Origin of the sequence: Allosphingosinicella vermicomposti (genome assembly GCF_003012815.1) — a bacterium.
GTDB classification, from domain to species: Bacteria; Pseudomonadota; Alphaproteobacteria; order Sphingomonadales; family Sphingomonadaceae; genus Allosphingosinicella; species Allosphingosinicella vermicomposti.
The window spans coordinates 116,482-131,522 of record NZ_PXYJ01000004.1 but is presented as its reverse complement, the minus strand read 5'-3'; the positions used below and the strand labels follow the sequence as shown (position 1 = coordinate 131,522).

Here is a 15,041-nt window from a genome sequence, read left to right as displayed (position 1 = left end):
GATTTGAGTTCCCTTTCGGATATGGCAGCAGCCCACGGGCCAGTCTCGCCACTCCATTTGGCTAGGCATTTGGGATCCCAAGCAATCCTCGTGCGACAAAGACGCTGTTCGGAGCTACCAATCTTTGTGACGAGGGGACGTGGAAGGCCGGGATGCTAGGAAGTGCTTCGAGCCCAATGCCTTCCGTCGTGGGCACGCATCCATGCTACAGAATGCTGCAAGGAAGATGTGCTGCCAGGAGCGCTAATGCGCCCGCGCCATTTTCACATGCGCAGCAATCGCTTCGTCCGCAGGTGACAGTGCAGCCGCTTTCTCCAACAGCCTCAGCCCCTCCGCCTTATCTCGTCCGCTCTTCACCAGCGCCCAGCCCAAAGTGTCGAGTGCTGCCGGATCGTTCGGCACCCCCGCCAGCGCCTGCCGGGCGAGTGGGATCGCCGCGTCATATTTGCCTATCGCCGCATAAGAATAAGCGAGGTTGTTGAGCGTGGCGGCGCTGTTGTCGCCCCGGCCGCGCAATTCTTCATAAAGGGCCGCCGCTTCTGCCCAGCGCTCGCTTTGCATCGCGCCGCCGCCCATGATGCGGAGCGTCTCATCGAGGCGCGCGGGCGTATCGCCGATCGCGCCTGCCGAGCGGAAGGCCGCCGCTGCCTCGCGATAATCGCCCGCCATGAATAAGGCATCGCCCTTCAGCCGCTGGCGCTCGGGCGTCATGGCCAGGCGGTCGAGCTGGGCCAAGGCATCGCGCGCCTTGCCGCTGACCAGCAAAGCCGCCGCATAGGCCTGCTGTGCATTGTCATCCGAAGGATTGGCTTCTGCGCGCTGGCGGATCTGCTCCATTTCCTCGGGCGAGAGCGCTGGAGCGTCCGCCGTTTCCTCCGGCATTCGCACGACCGTGTTCGACACCTCGGTCTCGTTCGAACAGCCCGCGCTGAGCGCGAGAATCAGGGGAAGGATCAGTTTCTTCATGCGGGCTGCAAATCATATTGTTTGAGGAGATCGTAAAGGGTCGGTCTGCTGATCCCCAGCAATTTCGCCGCCGCCGAAATATTATTCTCCGCCCGCGCCAGCGCCTTCGCGATCGCCTTGCGGTCCGCCGCCTCGCGCGCGGCTTTGAGGTTCACTGGCAACTCCTCCTCATCGACGCGAAGGTCGAGATCGTCCGGGGTGATGAGCTTGCCATCCGCCATGATCACCGCCCGTTTCAGCTTATTTTCAAGCTCGCGGACATTGCCCGGCCAGTCATAGCCGTCGATCGCGGCAAGCGCGGCGGGGGTGAAGCCCTTGACCCCGCTCTTCATGTCGCGCGCGAAACGCTGGAGGAAATGCTTGGCAAGAAGCGCCGCATCGCCCGGCCGCTCGGCGAGCGAAGGGATACGCACCGGAATTTCGGCGAGGCGGTAGAAAAGGTCGTCGCGGAACGTGCCCTGCGCGATCATCGCCTCCAGGTTGCGGTGCGTGGCGCAGACGATGCGCGTGTCGACCGCAATGGGTTTGCGTCCGCCGATCCGCTCGATCACCCGCTCCTGAAGGAAGCGGAGCAATTTAACCTGCAAGGGCAGCGGAATGTCGCCCACTTCGTCCAGGAACAATGTGCCGCCCTGCGCCAGCTCGATCTTGCCCTCGGTCGTCTTGATCGCGCCGGTAAACGCGCCCTTTTCATAGCCGAACAATTCTGCCTCGAGCAGATTTTCGGGGATCGCCGCGCAATTGATCGCGACGAAGGCACCACCTTTCCGCGCGCTTGCTTCGTGGAGGCCGCGCGCCAGCAACTCCTTCCCCGTGCCGCTCGCGCCCAGCAGCAGCACCGACACATCGGTATTCGCCACCCGCTCAATCGTGCGCGCCACCTTAAGCATGTCGGGCGCAGCCGTCACCATCGTGCCGAGCACGGTGCCGCCCTCGCCCGCTTTCTCTTCCAGTCGCCGGTTTTCGGTTTCGATGCCGTGCAACTGGAATGCACGGCGGACAATCAGGCCAAGCTGGTCGATATCCACCGGCTTCTGGTAGAAATCATAAGCGCCCGACGCGATCGCCCGCAGCGCGCTTTCCCGCGCGCCATGGCCGGATGCGACGATCACCTTGGTTTCGGGGCGGAGCGCCAATATTTCTTCCAGCGCCGCGAAGCCCTCCGTCACCCCATCCGGGTCGGGCGGCAGGCCGAGATCAAGCGTCACCACCGCCGGCTCTTCTGCGCGGATGAGAGCGATGGCCGATGCGCGGTCGCTCGCCGTCACAACCTGATAGTCTTCGTAGGCCCAGCGCAATTGCCGCTGCAACCCCTCATCATCTTCGACGATCAAAAGAATAGGTTTCGCTGCGCTGCTCATGCGCTGATCCGTTCTGCTTGGGAAAAAGCGGGCAGGCGCCCGGATGGAAGTGTGATGGTGAAAGTCGTGCCTGCGCCCTCGCGGCTTTCGACCTCCAGCCGCCCGGCCATCGCCTCGACAAGGCTGCGCGCTTCATAGGCGCCGATGCCGAAGCCCGCTTCCTTGGTGGAGGCGAATGGCTGGAACAGGCGCGTGCGGATGAAGTCGGCGGACATGCCCGCGCCCTCGTCCACGATGGCGATCGTCACCGCGCCGCCTTTCTCACCCAGGATGATGCGCACCGGCGCGCCTTCCGCGCTCGCATCGATCGCATTTTGGACGATGTGGATCACGGCCTGCTCAAGGCCCGGAGCGTCGGCGAGCGCGACGACATCCAGCGCGCCCTCCAGCTCCACCGGATGCGCACGCGCCTTGGCCTCCGCGATCGGTGCCAGCACGGAATGGAGCGTTATGGCACGCGGCGGCTGGACCTCGCCCTGCGCGCCGCGTGACAGGCGGGCGAGCAGGTCGTTCATCTTTTTGACCGACCCTTGAAGCGTCGCGATCATGTCGGCGCGGAATTCGGGATTGTCGGCGTGCCGCTCGGCATTGCGCGCGACAAGCGAAATCTGGCTCACCAGATTCTTGATGTCGTGCATGATGAAGGCAAAGCGGCGGGAAAATTCGTCGAATTTGCGCGCGTCCGCCAGATCCTCCTGCGCCCGCGCTTCGGCAAGGTAGCTTGCCGCCTCGATTCCCGCAGTGCGGAACAGGTCGATATCCTCCCAATCGATGCGGCGGCGCACCGGCGGCGCGGCGAGCAGGACGAGCCCGATCAGCCGGTCGTTGTGGAGGAGGGGAATGCCCGCCCAGATATCGACGGTGCGCATCCAGACGGGAAGGGGGATCGCCGCCTCATCGATGGTTAGCTGCCCGTCCTTCGCCATGCCGAAATCAACGACATAGGCGCGGGGCCCGATTGCGCGGACGAAGGCCGGATCGTCGAACGCCCCGCATTCCCCCGTCCAGTTCCAGCGCGCTGTGGGGATGAAGCGGCCGCCCTCGATCGTCAGCATCAACCCGCCCTGCGCCTCGGCGATTTGGGCGAGCGCCTTCACGACGCGCACATCGATCGGCAGCGCCTCTTCGCCTCCCGCTCCGATCGTGCGGGTGAAGCGCAGCCATTCGGCGCGATAATCGTAGCGGTGCTGGAAAAGATGCTTCGCGGTCTTCACTCGCAGCCAGGCGCGTGCCCGGCGGAAGGGGAGGAGGAAGAGGAGGGTTGCCGTAATCAGGATCAGGATGGCGCCTTGCGCGGTATCCACCCATTTGGCGCCCAATGCTTCCAGCGCCCGCGTCGCCGACATCATGATGATGAGATAGGCGAAGAGGGCGAGCAGCGAGATGGTCTGGAAAGTCGCCGTGCGCGACAATTCCACCCGCCACGTCTCCCGTCGGCCCGCCACCGCGAAAAAGGGGACGAGGAGCACCAGCATCGCGGCGCGCAACGCAGAAAGATCCTCGGGCAGGGCACGGGTCAGATAGGCGACGGTGTAAAGGTGGAGGTCGTAAGTCCACATCGCCGTCAGCCCCAATAAGGGAAGCCGGATCGCCTGCCGGGATTCCGGCGACGCCTGCACGTAGAGATTGTGCACAAGGATCAGCGCCCCTGCGGAGAAGGTCAGACCCAGGCCCTGCCAGGCGGCGAGTATGGCCGGTTCCGGTACGCGAGTGATGGGCAAGAGGCAGGTGATGAGCAGCTGCCCCCCGGCAACCGCCGCCACCGCGCCATAAACGGTCTTCAGCGCTCTTTGCCGCTCATCGGTCCGTCCCGCCGCGATCCGGTGCATGAAAGCGAGAAACGCGATATTGCGCGCCGCTTCGGCAAGCCCCGGCAGGATATCGGCCGGGCTCCTGTTCGCGACGAACGCCATCCAGGCGCTCATGATCGCAAAAGCTGCGGCGAGGGGATGGCTATTCTTTTCCGTCCGCCAATGCCGCAGCAGCCAAAGTGTCAGCGCGCCATACAGGCACGCCGCGAGTATCGCCGATCCTTGTCCGATCGCCGCGATCATATCATCATGCCTTCCGGCTCATGCGTAAAATTTCCCGACACATGTCCCGTGTCGTCGAAATTTACAAAGAAAGTCTGAACGCCGGGCCCGTCATTCCGGCGAAAGCCGGAATCTCTTGACGAAAAGGGCGCGATCTCGTCCCGAGACCCCGGCTTCCGCCGGGGTGACGAGTGGGCGGCCTTACTTCTTCCGCAAAACCCCCAATGCCCCGATCACCATCGCCTCGGTCGCCGTCTCGATGGTCGGCTCCGCATCCGGCGCATAAAACGGGCTGTGGATGCTGGCGAGTTCGATCTCGCCGCGCTCGGCCTTTTCCCACCGGTCCTTCGGCACCGTGCCGACCCAGAAGATGAAGCTCTCGATCGACTTGTCGGCAAGATAATAGCGGCCGAAATCCTCGCCGCCCATGGTCGGCGGCAAATGCTGTACCCGGCCCTCGCCAAAGCGCGCCTTGAAGAGGGCAGCGGTGCTTTCCGTCAGCCCGTTCGTGTTGAAGGTCGCGGGCGTATATTCGGCCTCGCGGATCGTCACGTCCGGCATCCGGTCCTCCGGCATTCCCGCCGCAATCGCCTCGCCCTTCGCGATGCGGCGAATCCCGTCGAGCAGGGTCTTGCGCACATCGTCCTTGTAGCTGCGGACGGTCAACAGCAGCTTCGCCTCGTCGGGAATGATATTGTGCTTGGCGCCCGCGTGGAAGCTTCCCACCGTCACCACGCCCGCATCCTGCGGATCGAGTTCGCGGCTGACCAAAGTCTGCAGCGCACCAACGATGCGCGACGCGAGTACCACCGGATCTTTCGCCGCGTGCGGATAGGCGCCATGGCCGCCGACGCCTTTCACCGTAATGTCAACGCTATCGACATTGGCGAGCACATAGCCCGGCGCATAGCCGATATTCCCCGCCACCATCTGCCCCGTATTGTGGAAGGCAAGCGCATGGGTTGGCTTCGGGAAGCGCGCATAGAGGCCATCGTCTAACATCGCTTTGGCGCCGACGCCGATTTCCTCGCCCGGCTGCAGGATCATGACCAAAGTGCCCGACCATTGATCCTTCATCGCCGCAAGCTGCCGCGCCGCGCCGATCCAGGCCGTCATGTGCGTGTCGTGGCCGCAGGCATGCATCACGCCGCTTTCGACGCCCGCAAGGCTGGTGCCCCGCACCTTGCTCGCAAAGGGAAGGCCGGTCTGCTCGATTACCGGAAGCCCATCCATGTCGGCGCGCATCAGCAGCACCGGGCCGGGCCCATTCTTCATCACCGCGACGACGCCCGTTTTGCCGACGCCCGTCGTCACGTCATAGCCAAGCTTCTTCGCCTCGGCCGCAAGCTTCGCGGAGGTTTTCACTTCCGCCATGCTGAGTTCGGGGTTGGCATGAAGGTCGCGATAGAGCGTTAGAAGCCACGGCATATCCTTCTTCACCGCGTCGGAAAGTGGGCTGGCCGCAACCGGCCCGGCGATGATGGCCGAGGCCAGCAAGGCAGCAATCATCTTCATATCATTCACTCCCCCGGTACGATTTCGATCACGTCGATGGTCGATTCAAAACGCGGATAGGGCAACAGCAAGCGCCAGCGCCGCTCATCCAGCCGATCCAATATGCCGGCCATGTCGCGCTCGCGATCATCGCCGTAGCGGAAGCTGCGCTGCTCATCGCCAAGCTGCAATGTGCCAAGGAAGATGCGCCGCGTGTCGCCGTCCGGGTAGAGGATGCCGATCGGCCGCTGCGACCCGTCGAGCGTGGTGAAATGCATTTTCCCATCCGCCTTGTGGATGCGGCAGTTGAAATAGGGATAGGCGACATAGGAGAGGTACGCGCCGCCGACCTTCAGCGTGCGGCAGCGATAATCGCCTGGCGGGATGTCCACGAAGGGGATGGCGGCATCGGGATCGAGGAGCGCGCCTTCCGCCGCGATCGCCGCCCCATGCCCTTCGGCACGCGCTTGCGTCAGGCCCTCGACAAAGGCGGATCGCCAGCGACGCAGCCGGTCGCGATCGTCTTCCGTCGCCTGCACACGCCACTCACTGCCCGCCAGCGCCGCATTCGTGCAAGGCTGGTTCTCGCCATCCTGAGCGGCGCTGCATGCAACGGCGAAAGCGAGGAAGCCGATCATCATTGCGCCGTCCACCCGCCGTCCATGCAAATGTTCGTGCCGGTGATCGACGCCGCTTCATCCTTGCACAGGAACAAGGCGAGGGCCGCGACCTGATCGACGGTGACGAACTGCTTGGTCGGCTGAGCGGCGAGCAGCACGTCGTTCACCACTTGCTCCCGCGTCAGGTTCCGCGCCTTCATCGTGTCGGGAATCTGGTTCTCGACGAGCGGCGTCCACACATAGCCCGGGCTGATGCAATTCACCGTCACGCCGCTTTGCGCGGCTTCCAGCGCCACCGCCTTGGTGAAGCCCGCAACGCCATGCTTCGCCGCGACATAGGCGGATTTGTTGGGGCTCGCGACCAGGCTGTGCGCAGAAGCCGTATTGATCACGCGACCCCAGCCCTTCGCCTTCATGCCCGGCAGCGCAAGGCGGGTGGTATGGAAGACGGCGCTCAGGTTCAGGGCCAGGATCAAATCCCATTTTTCGACCGGAAATTGATCGACCGGCGCGACATGCTGCATCCCGGCATTGTTGATCAGGATGTCCGCGCCGCCAAGATCGTCCGCTTCCGCCATCAAGGCCGCAATCGCCTCGGCTTTGGTGAGGTCCGCTCCATTATAGCGCACCGTTCCGCCGCTCGCGGCTTCCAGCTCCGCCCGGATCGCCTCGATCTCGCCCGGATCACCAAACCCGTTCAGGACGACATTCGCGCCCTCGCTGGCCAATGCCCGCGCGCAGGCAAGCCCGATGCCGGAAGTGGAGCCCGTCACGATCGCCGTCTTGCCCTTCAGAAACATGCGCACTCCCTTTCAAGCTCCGCTCTATGGCGGAACGATCAAGCAGCATCTTTGGCCGCCGCGTCCGCAAATGCAACCGGCACGCCCGCGAAAGCATTGAAGGCGGACATCGGATCAGGAGATTTCCCCATGCGCCTCGACGATTACCGCACCAGCAGCAATGTCGGCGACCAGCGCGGCCAGAGTTTCGGCGGAATAGGCGGCGGGGGCGGCGGCATTTTCGGCCTGCTCTTCGGCCTCGTCGCCAGCCGCTTCGGCATTGGCGGCATCATCGTGCTCGTCATCGGCGCCATGCTCTTCGGCATGAACCCGTTCGGCGGCGGGGGCACCGGCACGCAGCGTGTGGCGAGCGGTGGCAACAATGCGGCGCAGGCCTGTGCGGTTGATCAGGAAAGCCGCTTCTCCTGCCAGGTTCTGGCCAATACCGAAGATACGTGGGCGGGCATCTTTCGGGAACGCGGCCAGACCTATCGGCCCGCCCAGTTCAATTTCTACGGCGGCACCGGCCAGTCGGGCTGCGGCATCGCCCAATCGGCGATGGGGCCTTTCTACTGCCCGACCGACAATGCCATCTACCTCGATACGAATTTCTATGACGAGCTTCGCAATCGCTTCGGCGCGGCGGGCGATTTCGCGCAGGCCTATGTGATCGCGCATGAAGTGGGCCACCACATCCAATATCTCACCGGCACGCTTGGCGAAGCGAGCCGCGCCCAGCAGGCCGTCTCGCCGGCCGAGGGCAATGCCATCCAGGTCCGCGTCGAGCTTCAGGCCGATTGCTATGCCGGCGTCTGGGCCGCCCGCAACCGCGCGCGGCTGGAGCCCGGCGACGTCGAAGAAGGCATGACCGCAGCTTCCGCCATCGGCGACGACACCCTCCAGAAACAGTCGCAAGGCCGCGTCGTCCCCGAAAGCTTCACCCACGGCACGTCCGCGCAGCGCATGGAATGGCTGAAGAAAGGCCTCGAAAGCGGCGACCCGGCGGTGTGCGACACCTTCCAGAAGGCTGCCTAAGCCTAAAAGCCCTCCCCCTTGATGGGGGAGGGTTGGGTGGGGGTGATGTCTCCGGAAAAGTCAGCGCTCTACGTCGTAGATCACCCCCACCCGACCTCCCCCATCAAGGGGGAGGGGAAGGAAGGGTAGAACCTACTCCGCCGCCAACAATTTCTCCGCACCGCCCAAATCCACACTCACCAGCCGGCTCACGCCCCGCTCGATCATGGTGACGCCGAACAATCGGTGCATCCGGCTCATCGTCACCGCATTGTGCGTGACGATCAGATAGCGCGTATCCGTCTCCGCCGTCATCCGGTCGAGCAAGTCGCAGAAACGCTCGATATTCGCATCGTCCAGCGGCGCGTCCACTTCATCGAGCACGCAGATCGGAGCCGGATTGGTGAGGAACAGGGCGAAGATCAAAGCCACCGCCGTCAGCGCCTGTTCCCCGCCCGACAGCAGGGTCAAAGTCGACAATTTCTTCCCCGGCGGCTGCGCCATGATCTCAAGGCCCGCCTCCAGCGGATCGTCCGATTCCACGAGTTCGAGATGCGCGGCGCCCCCTTCGAACAGGGTCGTGAACAGGCTCTGGAAATGGCCGTTCACCGCCTCGAACGCCGCCAGCAGCCGCGCCCGCCCTTCGCGGTTCAAACTGCCGATCGATCCGCGCAGCCGGTGGATGGCGAGGCCCAATTCCTCGCGCTCAGCGGCGGATGTCGTGCGGCCTTCCTCCAGCTCGTTCAATTCCTGCTCGGCGATGAGGTTCACCGGCCCCAGCCGTTCACGGTCCATGGTCAGCCGTTCGAGATCCGAGGATTCGCGCGCCGCTTCCTTCACCGTCTCCGCGTCAAACCCGGCCCTTTCGGGCAGCAAAGGCGGCGGGCATTCGAAGCGCTCGCCCGAAATCCGGCCCATTTCGATGCGCCGCATCTCCTGATTTTCATGCCGCGCCACCGCGCCCGCCCGCGCCTCGCGCGCGATGGACAAGGCCTCGCCCACGTCCGACAGCCTTTGTTCGGTTTCGCGCAAAGCCGCCTCGGCCTCGCGTTCCGCCGCCATCGCCGCATCCGCGCCGGTCCGCGTGGCTTCATAGTCGCGCTCCAACTCCCCAATCCGCTCCGCCAGCCGCTCTGGCGCCCCGGCGAGGACGAGTGCCTCTTCCTCCGCTTCCTCGATGCGGCGGCCCATATCGGCGTGTCGCTGCTCGGCCTGGCCCGCGCGCGCGGTCCAGTCGGCCATTTCCCTGCCCGCCGCGTCGGTGCGCAGCCGGTCGCTGCTCAAATTCCGCGCATGGGTCGCCGCCTCCGCGCGAATATCGGCGAGCGCGCCCTGCGCCTCCTCCGCTTTCCCCCGCAAATCCGCGACCCGCGCCTCGGTCGCCGCCGCATCGGGAAGGGCCGTCACCGCTTGCTCCGCCGCCCGCGCCGCCGCCTGCGCCTCGCCGACATCGGCTTCGACCAGCGTCAGCCGCTCCGCAATCCCTGTCCGCTTCACGTCGAGCCGCTCGATCGCGACATTGGCCGCATCTTCCTCGCGCCCCGCTTCCCGGATCGCGGCGCCCGCTTCGGCCTCCGCACGTCGCCCGGCCTCGACCGCCTCGCGCGCCGCCTGCGCCTTGGCCAGCGTCGCCTCGATCCGCGCCTGCGCTTCCTCGACCTTCGCCTCCGCGCCCGGGCGCGCCGCCTCGATCTCGGCCAGGCGGTTGAGCCGGATCAGCCGCTCCGCCGCCGCCGCGCCCGTCCCTTGCGTGACGAAGCCGTCCCAGCGTCGCATCCGGCCGTCGCGCGTCACCAGCCTTTGGCCGGGTGCGAGGGGGAGGGTGCCGTCATCCGCCTCCATCACGCCGATCTGTGCAAGGCGGCGGCGAAGTGCATCCGGCGCCTCCACCTTGTCGATCAGCGGGATCGCACCCTTGGGGAGGCCCGCATCGCCCTTCCCGTCGCCCCCGCCGGTCCAGTCGGCGATTCTCGCCTCAAGATCATCGCCAAGCGCCGCTGCCAGCGCCCGTTCAAAGCCCGGCGCCGCCTTCACATGATCGATCGCTTTGTCGGCGCCCGCCGCTTCCACCGCCTTGGCGAGCGCCCGCGCTTCCGATTCCAGCGCGGCCAAAGCCGCCCGCGCCGCCGCGCCGTCGCTTTCGGCTTGATCGCGCGCCGCCGCCGCTGCCTGTCGCGCCGCCTCGGCCTCGACGATCCTGCGCTGCGCCTCTTCCAACGCCTGTTCCGCCGCCTCGCGCTTCGCCCGCGCCGCGCGTCGCGCCTCGACCAAAGGCCCTTCGTCGCCAAGCGCGGCGAGCTGTTCCTGCAGCCGCGCCGCTTCCGCTTCGGCCCGGGCGAGCCGCGCCCGCGCCTGTTCCAGCGCCGCGCCCGCGACCCGCGCTTCGGCTTGCTCCCCGGCTTGCTCCGCCCGCGCCTTGCCCAAAGCCTGCTCGGCCTCGCGCGCCGCATCCTCAAGCGCGATGCTGCGCTCGTCGATCGTCGCCCGCGCGGCTTCGGTCTCCGCAATGCGCTGGTCAAGCGCTTCCATTTCCTCGGAAAGCCGTGCCAGCGCCGCCTTGGCATCCTCGCCAAGCGCCGCCTCGCGCGCCCGGTCGCTCGCCAGCGTCTCGCGGCGTTTGGCGAGATCGGCGATCCGCCGCCCGACCTGATCGCGCTCCGATTTCAGCGCCGTCAATTTGTGCCCCAGCGCCGTCGCCTCGTCCCGCGCAGCCAGCGCCGCCTTGCGTCGCTCGGCGAGCAGGGTGGCCGCCTGCGCCTGATAGGCCGCCGCGCCGCGCTGGGCTTCCGCCGCTTTGTCCACCGCCGCGACCGCTCTGTCCGCCTCGATCTTGGCGGCATCGGCCGCCGCCGCCGCTTCCCGCCAGCGCGCGAAGATCAGCCGCCCTTCGGTAGTCCGGATATCATCGGACAGTTTCCGGTAGCGTTCCGCCGCCCGCGCCTGCCGCTTCAACGCCGCCGCGCGCTGCTCCATGTCGCCGAGCAGTTCGTCCAATCGCGTGAGGTTCGCTTCGGCCGCCCGTAACTTCTGCTCGGCATCCTTGCGGCGGACATGAAGGCCCGCAATCCCCGCTGCTTCCTCCAGCATCTGCCGCCGTTCGGTGGGCTTGGCCGCGATGATCGCGCCGATCCTGTTCTGGCTAACAAGGGCAGGGGAGTGGGCGCCGGTCGCCGCATCGGCGAAGAGGAGCGAAACGTCCTTCGCCCGCACGTCCCTGCCGTTCAGGCGATAGGCCGAACCCGCCCCGCGCTCGATCCGGCGGGTGACTTCCACCTCGCCGTCATGCTGGGCGGCACCATCGACAAGCAATGAAACTTCGGCGAAGTCGCGCGCGGCGCGGGACGCTGTGCCCGCGAAGATCACGTCCTCCATGCCGCTGCCGCGCATCGATTTGGGGCTCGATTCCCCCATCACCCAGCGAATCGCTTCCAGCACATTGGATTTGCCGCAGCCATTGGGTCCGACGACGCCGGTCAGGCCGGGCTCGATGCGCAGCTCGGCGGGTTCGACAAAGCTTTTGAAGCCCGAAAGCTTGATCCGCTTTATCTGCACCCGCGCTCAGCCTCCTTCAGGTCAGCCGCCCGCCGCCTTGATCAAAGGCTCAAGCGCGGACCAGTCACTCGCATCCACCTTCTTCCCGTTGATGAGGAAGGTGGGCGTATATTCGAGATTGTGCACGTCGATCGCGGTCTTGCGCATCGTCAGCAGCCGGTCGATCTCCGCCTGGCTGGTGAGGCAGGCCTTGGCGGCGGCGGGCGTGACATTGCCCTTTGCGGCATAGGCCTGCAGCCCCGCCGCGTCGGCGATCAGCGGCATGCCTTGCGCGGGCACCATGTCGGTGATCCGCTTGCGCTCGTCCGGATTCATCGTGCGAAGCTTGTTCACCCATTCGGTCTGCCCGGCGAACAGGGCGTCGGTGACCGCGAAATAATCCTTTGGTCCGGCGCAGCGGCTCACCAGCGCCGCCGCCATGTCATAGGGATCGCGGATATAATTGCGGAATTCGAAGTTCACCCTGCCCGACTTCACATAATTTTGAAGGAGCTTGGGGTAGCCTTCTTCCGCGAAATGCGCGCAATGGCCGCAGGTCAGCGATCCAAGCTCGACGACCTTCACCTTCGCCGCCGGATTGCCGACGCGAAAGCCGCCGTCCGGCGTCGTGGCAACCGCTCGCGACCAGTCGCGCTGCGCCGCAGCCTTGGGCGCTGCCTTCTTCGTCTGGGCGACGGCGGGCCCGGCGGCCACCAGCGCTACCGCGCCGAAAGCCGCCGCGATTAGGCGCGCGCCCATCAGTCCAGCGCCGCCCGCAGCGCAGGCTCAAGCTGTTGCCAGGATGCGGCGTCAGGCACGACATTGCCGTTGATCAGGAAGGCCGGCGTTCCTGAAATGCGATATTCAGTGTTGGCGACATTCTGGATCTCGATCAACTTGTCGAGCGCCGCCTTGTCGGCGAGGCAGCTATTCGCCTTGCCTTCCGGAACGCCCCGCATCTTCACGAAATCGACGAGGCCCAAGGCGCGCGCATATTCGCCGATCTGCTGCTGCGGCGGCAGGGAGCCGAGGCGCTGCTGGGTCGCCTGATCCATCGTCGAAGCGCGGCCCAGCCATTCCTCCTGCGCGGCGAACATCTGGTCGGTCAGTTTGAAGAACGGCGTCGCGCCGTTGCAGCGGGCGAGGAGCGAAGCCGCCATGTCGGCGCCGTCGCGCACATAGTTGCGGAATTCCAGGCTCACCTGGCCGGACTTCACATACGTATTTTCAAGCTGCGGAATGCCTTCCTCGGCAAAGGCGGCGCAATGGCTGCAGGTCATCGACCCGAATTCGACCAGCTTCACCGGCGCATCGGGGTTGCCCATGCGGAAGCCGCCTTCCGGCGTCGCTTCGACCACATCGGTCCAGCTGCCGCCGTTGGGCGCCGCGATCTGCTCCAGCGGCGCCGCGTTGTTAAGGCTGGCCGTTCCGTTCGTATCAGCGTCGCCGCCGCAACCCGCAAGGGCGAGGGCAAGCGCCGCGACGCCGCCGGTAAAGACTGCCTTCATTGCCTTCTGTCTCCTATTTTCCCAGTCACCGGGATGGATGTGATAACCGCCGGGCATTCGCTCGCCGCAACGCCGCGTGCAAGCCCTTCCAGCACTGCGCGAAGCTCCGGATCTGCGATCTGCCGCACCGAATCGCCCATAGCCTCGGGCAGCGGGCGGAGCGATGGCGGCGCGGGCCGTTTCCGCTCCGCAGCCTGAACCCGGCCTTGCTTGAACTGCACCCGCTCGACGGCCGGATAGCCGAAGAAGCGGTTCACCCGCTCGACGATCACCGGCACGACATGCTGCATCATCGGCGCATGCGCGCCCTCCACGACGAGGGTCAGCACGCCTGAAGATTTGCGGCCCGGTGGGAAGCGGATCGATTCCGGCGCGGACACGGCGGCATAACGCTCGCCCGCAATTTCGCGCCAGCGCGTGACGATGGACGATTGGATGAAGCCGAAGCGGCGAAAGGCCGCTTGCCCCACTTGCGGAACGAGATCGGACACCGCCCGGGCGCGATTTGCCCGCGGCGCATCCGCTTTCTTATTCAGAATCGTCCCGCCCGATTTCGCCATGAGCTTCAGCATGGCATAGACGCCCCATGCTCGTCGATGCTTCAAATGCCCTTCTCACCTGGTACGACGCGCACAAGCGCGACCTTCCCTGGCGCGCGGTGGCGGAGGAAATAGCCGACCCCTATCGCGTCTGGCTCTCCGAAATCATGCTTCAGCAGACGATGGTCGCCGCAGTCCGCCCCTATTTCCACCGCTTCACGACCCTCTGGCCGACTGTCGAGGATCTAGCGGCGGCGGACGAGGCCGAAGTGATGAAGGCCTGGGCTGGCCTTGGCTATTATGCCCGCGCCCGCAACCTCATCGCCTGCGCCCGCGCAATCGTCGCTCAACATGGCGGACGGTTTCCGAATAGCGAGGCCGAGCTGCTCCAGCTCCCCGGCGTCGGCCGCTACACCGCCGCCGCTATCGCCGCCATCGCATTTGGCCGTCGCGCGGTGGTGGTGGACGGCAATGTCGAGCGCGTCGTCTCCCGCCTCTTTGCAGTGAAAGAGGCGCTGCCGGGGGCGAAGAACCGCATTTACGACCGCACCGATGCCATCACGCCCGCGCATCGGAGCGGCGATTTCGCCCAGGCCATGATGGACCTCGGCGCCACCATCTGCGTGCCCAAGACTCCCGCCTGCGGCATCTGCCCGCTTCATAGCTTTTGCGCTGCCCGCGCGGAGGGCGATCCCGCGCGCTACCCGATCAAGGCAAAGAAGGCCGAACGCCCAACCCGCATCGGCCACGCTTACTGGCTGGAGCGCGGCGGCGAAGTCCTCCTCGTGCGCCGTCCTGCCAAGGGTCTCCTCGGCAACATGCTCGCTTTCCCGTCTACCGAATGGACCGAGGCGGTACCTGCGGGCGCCGCGCCTGCTCGAGCGCCCTGGGAACAAGCGGGCAGCATCGACTACGTCTTCACCCATTTCGCGCTCACCCTCCACCTCCATTGCGCGATGACGGATGACGATGGGGGCGATGGCATTTGGTGGCCGGTCGACATGCTGGAAGAAGCCGGTCTCCCCACCGTCTTCGCGAAATTGATCGCCCGGGGCCGCGCCTGGCGATCCGATCAGCGCCTAGGCCTTCGCCAAGACATTTAGGTCATTAGTCCGAACCCGGAATGATGCCATTTCGGAGACTGTTTGGATCAGACTGATCGTGACGCCCTCATGCCTCCTCTCCAAGCTTCGGCT

The 15,041-nt window shown here is 65.6% G+C and carries 12 protein-coding genes; 2 read left to right on the top strand and 10 right to left on the bottom strand.

The features are described 5' to 3' along the window. Positions 1–243 precede the first annotated feature (243 nt). The 6 genes from C7I56_RS11770 to C7I56_RS11745 form a co-directional block, all read right to left on the bottom strand. Positions 244–966, bottom strand: a complete 723-nt coding sequence (locus C7I56_RS11770; RefSeq protein WP_106640821.1) for a tetratricopeptide repeat protein — start codon at positions 964–966, stop codon at positions 244–246. Then, the gene (prsR, locus tag C7I56_RS11765; RefSeq protein WP_106640820.1) at positions 963–2,327 is read right to left on the bottom strand and encodes a PEP-CTERM-box response regulator transcription factor; all 1,365 of its coding nucleotides are present in this window, start codon (positions 2,325–2,327) and stop codon (positions 963–965) included. Before prsR ends, C7I56_RS11770 begins: the two co-directional genes overlap by 4 nt. After that, a complete protein-coding gene (prsK, locus tag C7I56_RS11760) occupies positions 2,324–4,381 on the bottom strand; it encodes an XrtA/PEP-CTERM system histidine kinase PrsK (RefSeq protein WP_106640819.1) in 2,058 nt (685 codons plus the stop codon). Before prsK ends, prsR begins: the two co-directional genes overlap by 4 nt. Positions 4,382–4,561: 180 nt before the next feature. Further along, entirely contained in the window at positions 4,562–5,875 is a 1,314-nt protein-coding gene (locus C7I56_RS11755) for an amidohydrolase (RefSeq protein ID WP_106640906.1), read from the bottom strand. A gap of 5 nt (positions 5,876–5,880) precedes the next feature. After that, the gene (locus tag C7I56_RS11750; protein WP_158703124.1) at positions 5,881–6,507 is read right to left on the bottom strand and encodes a DUF4893 domain-containing protein; all 627 of its coding nucleotides are present in this window, start codon (positions 6,505–6,507) and stop codon (positions 5,881–5,883) included. Beyond that, positions 6,492–7,274 (bottom strand): 3-hydroxybutyrate dehydrogenase, encoded by a 783-nt coding sequence (locus C7I56_RS11745; RefSeq protein ID WP_106640817.1) that lies wholly within the window; start codon positions 7,272–7,274, stop codon positions 6,492–6,494. Before C7I56_RS11745 ends, C7I56_RS11750 begins: the two co-directional genes overlap by 16 nt. Before the next feature lie 129 nt (positions 7,275–7,403). On the opposite strand from C7I56_RS11745, the gene ypfJ reads away from it, so the two are divergent. After that, positions 7,404–8,288, top strand: a complete 885-nt coding sequence (gene ypfJ / locus C7I56_RS11740) for a KPN_02809 family neutral zinc metallopeptidase (RefSeq protein ID WP_106640816.1) — start codon at positions 7,404–7,406, stop codon at positions 8,286–8,288. 132 nt (positions 8,289–8,420) lie between these two features. Here the strand turns inward: ypfJ and C7I56_RS11735 are convergent, their stop codons facing one another. From C7I56_RS11735 to C7I56_RS11720, 4 genes are read right to left on the bottom strand one after another with little or no spacing between them, the layout of a single operon-like run. After that, positions 8,421–11,819, bottom strand: a complete 3,399-nt coding sequence (locus C7I56_RS11735; RefSeq protein ID WP_106640815.1) for a chromosome segregation SMC family protein — start codon at positions 11,817–11,819, stop codon at positions 8,421–8,423. A 21-nt stretch (positions 11,820–11,840) separates the two neighbouring features. Further along, positions 11,841–12,557 carry a thioredoxin domain-containing protein gene (locus C7I56_RS11730; protein ID WP_106640814.1) on the bottom strand — a complete coding sequence of 239 codons (717 nt, stop codon included), beginning with the start codon at positions 12,555–12,557 and terminating at the stop codon, positions 11,841–11,843. After that, the gene (locus C7I56_RS11725) at positions 12,557–13,306 is read right to left on the bottom strand and encodes a DsbA family protein (RefSeq protein ID WP_158703123.1); all 750 of its coding nucleotides are present in this window, start codon (positions 13,304–13,306) and stop codon (positions 12,557–12,559) included. Before C7I56_RS11725 ends, C7I56_RS11730 begins: the two co-directional genes overlap by 1 nt. Continuing rightward, the gene (locus C7I56_RS11720) at positions 13,303–13,878 is read right to left on the bottom strand and encodes a DUF721 domain-containing protein (RefSeq protein ID WP_106640812.1); all 576 of its coding nucleotides are present in this window, start codon (positions 13,876–13,878) and stop codon (positions 13,303–13,305) included. The genes C7I56_RS11725 and C7I56_RS11720 overlap by 4 nt, the downstream gene beginning before the upstream one ends. A gap of 14 nt (positions 13,879–13,892) precedes the next feature. Between C7I56_RS11720 and mutY the strand changes: the two genes are divergently transcribed. Further along, entirely contained in the window at positions 13,893–14,948 is a 1,056-nt protein-coding gene (gene mutY, locus C7I56_RS11715) for an A/G-specific adenine glycosylase (protein ID WP_106640811.1), read from the top strand. Positions 14,949–15,041: the final 93 nt, after the last annotated feature.

What these genes read in the sequence shown, in the direction of transcription:
- C7I56_RS11770 (WP_106640821.1), bottom strand. Translation starts at nt 966, where the DNA reads ATGAAGAAACTGATCCTTCCCCTGATTCTCGCGCTCAGCGCGGGCTGT.
- prsR (WP_106640820.1), bottom strand. Translation starts at nt 2,327, where the DNA reads ATGAGCAGCGCAGCGAAACCTATTCTTTTGATCGTCGAAGATGATGAG.
- prsK (WP_106640819.1), bottom strand. Translation starts at nt 4,381, where the DNA reads ATGATCGCGGCGATCGGACAAGGATCGGCGATACTCGCGGCGTGCCTG.
- C7I56_RS11755 (WP_106640906.1), bottom strand. Translation starts at nt 5,875, where the DNA reads ATGAAGATGATTGCTGCCTTGCTGGCCTCGGCCATCATCGCCGGGCCG.
- C7I56_RS11745 (WP_106640817.1), bottom strand. Translation starts at nt 7,274, where the DNA reads ATGTTTCTGAAGGGCAAGACGGCGATCGTGACGGGCTCCACTTCCGGC.
- ypfJ (WP_106640816.1), top strand. Translation starts at nt 7,404, where the DNA reads ATGCGCCTCGACGATTACCGCACCAGCAGCAATGTCGGCGACCAGCGC.
- C7I56_RS11730 (WP_106640814.1), bottom strand. Translation starts at nt 12,557, where the DNA reads ATGGGCGCGCGCCTAATCGCGGCGGCTTTCGGCGCGGTAGCGCTGGTG.
- C7I56_RS11725 (WP_158703123.1), bottom strand. Translation starts at nt 13,306, where the DNA reads ATGAAGGCAGTCTTTACCGGCGGCGTCGCGGCGCTTGCCCTCGCCCTT.
- C7I56_RS11720 (WP_106640812.1), bottom strand. Translation starts at nt 13,878, where the DNA reads ATGCTGAAGCTCATGGCGAAATCGGGCGGGACGATTCTGAATAAGAAA.
- mutY (WP_106640811.1), top strand. Translation starts at nt 13,893, where the DNA reads ATGCTCGTCGATGCTTCAAATGCCCTTCTCACCTGGTACGACGCGCAC.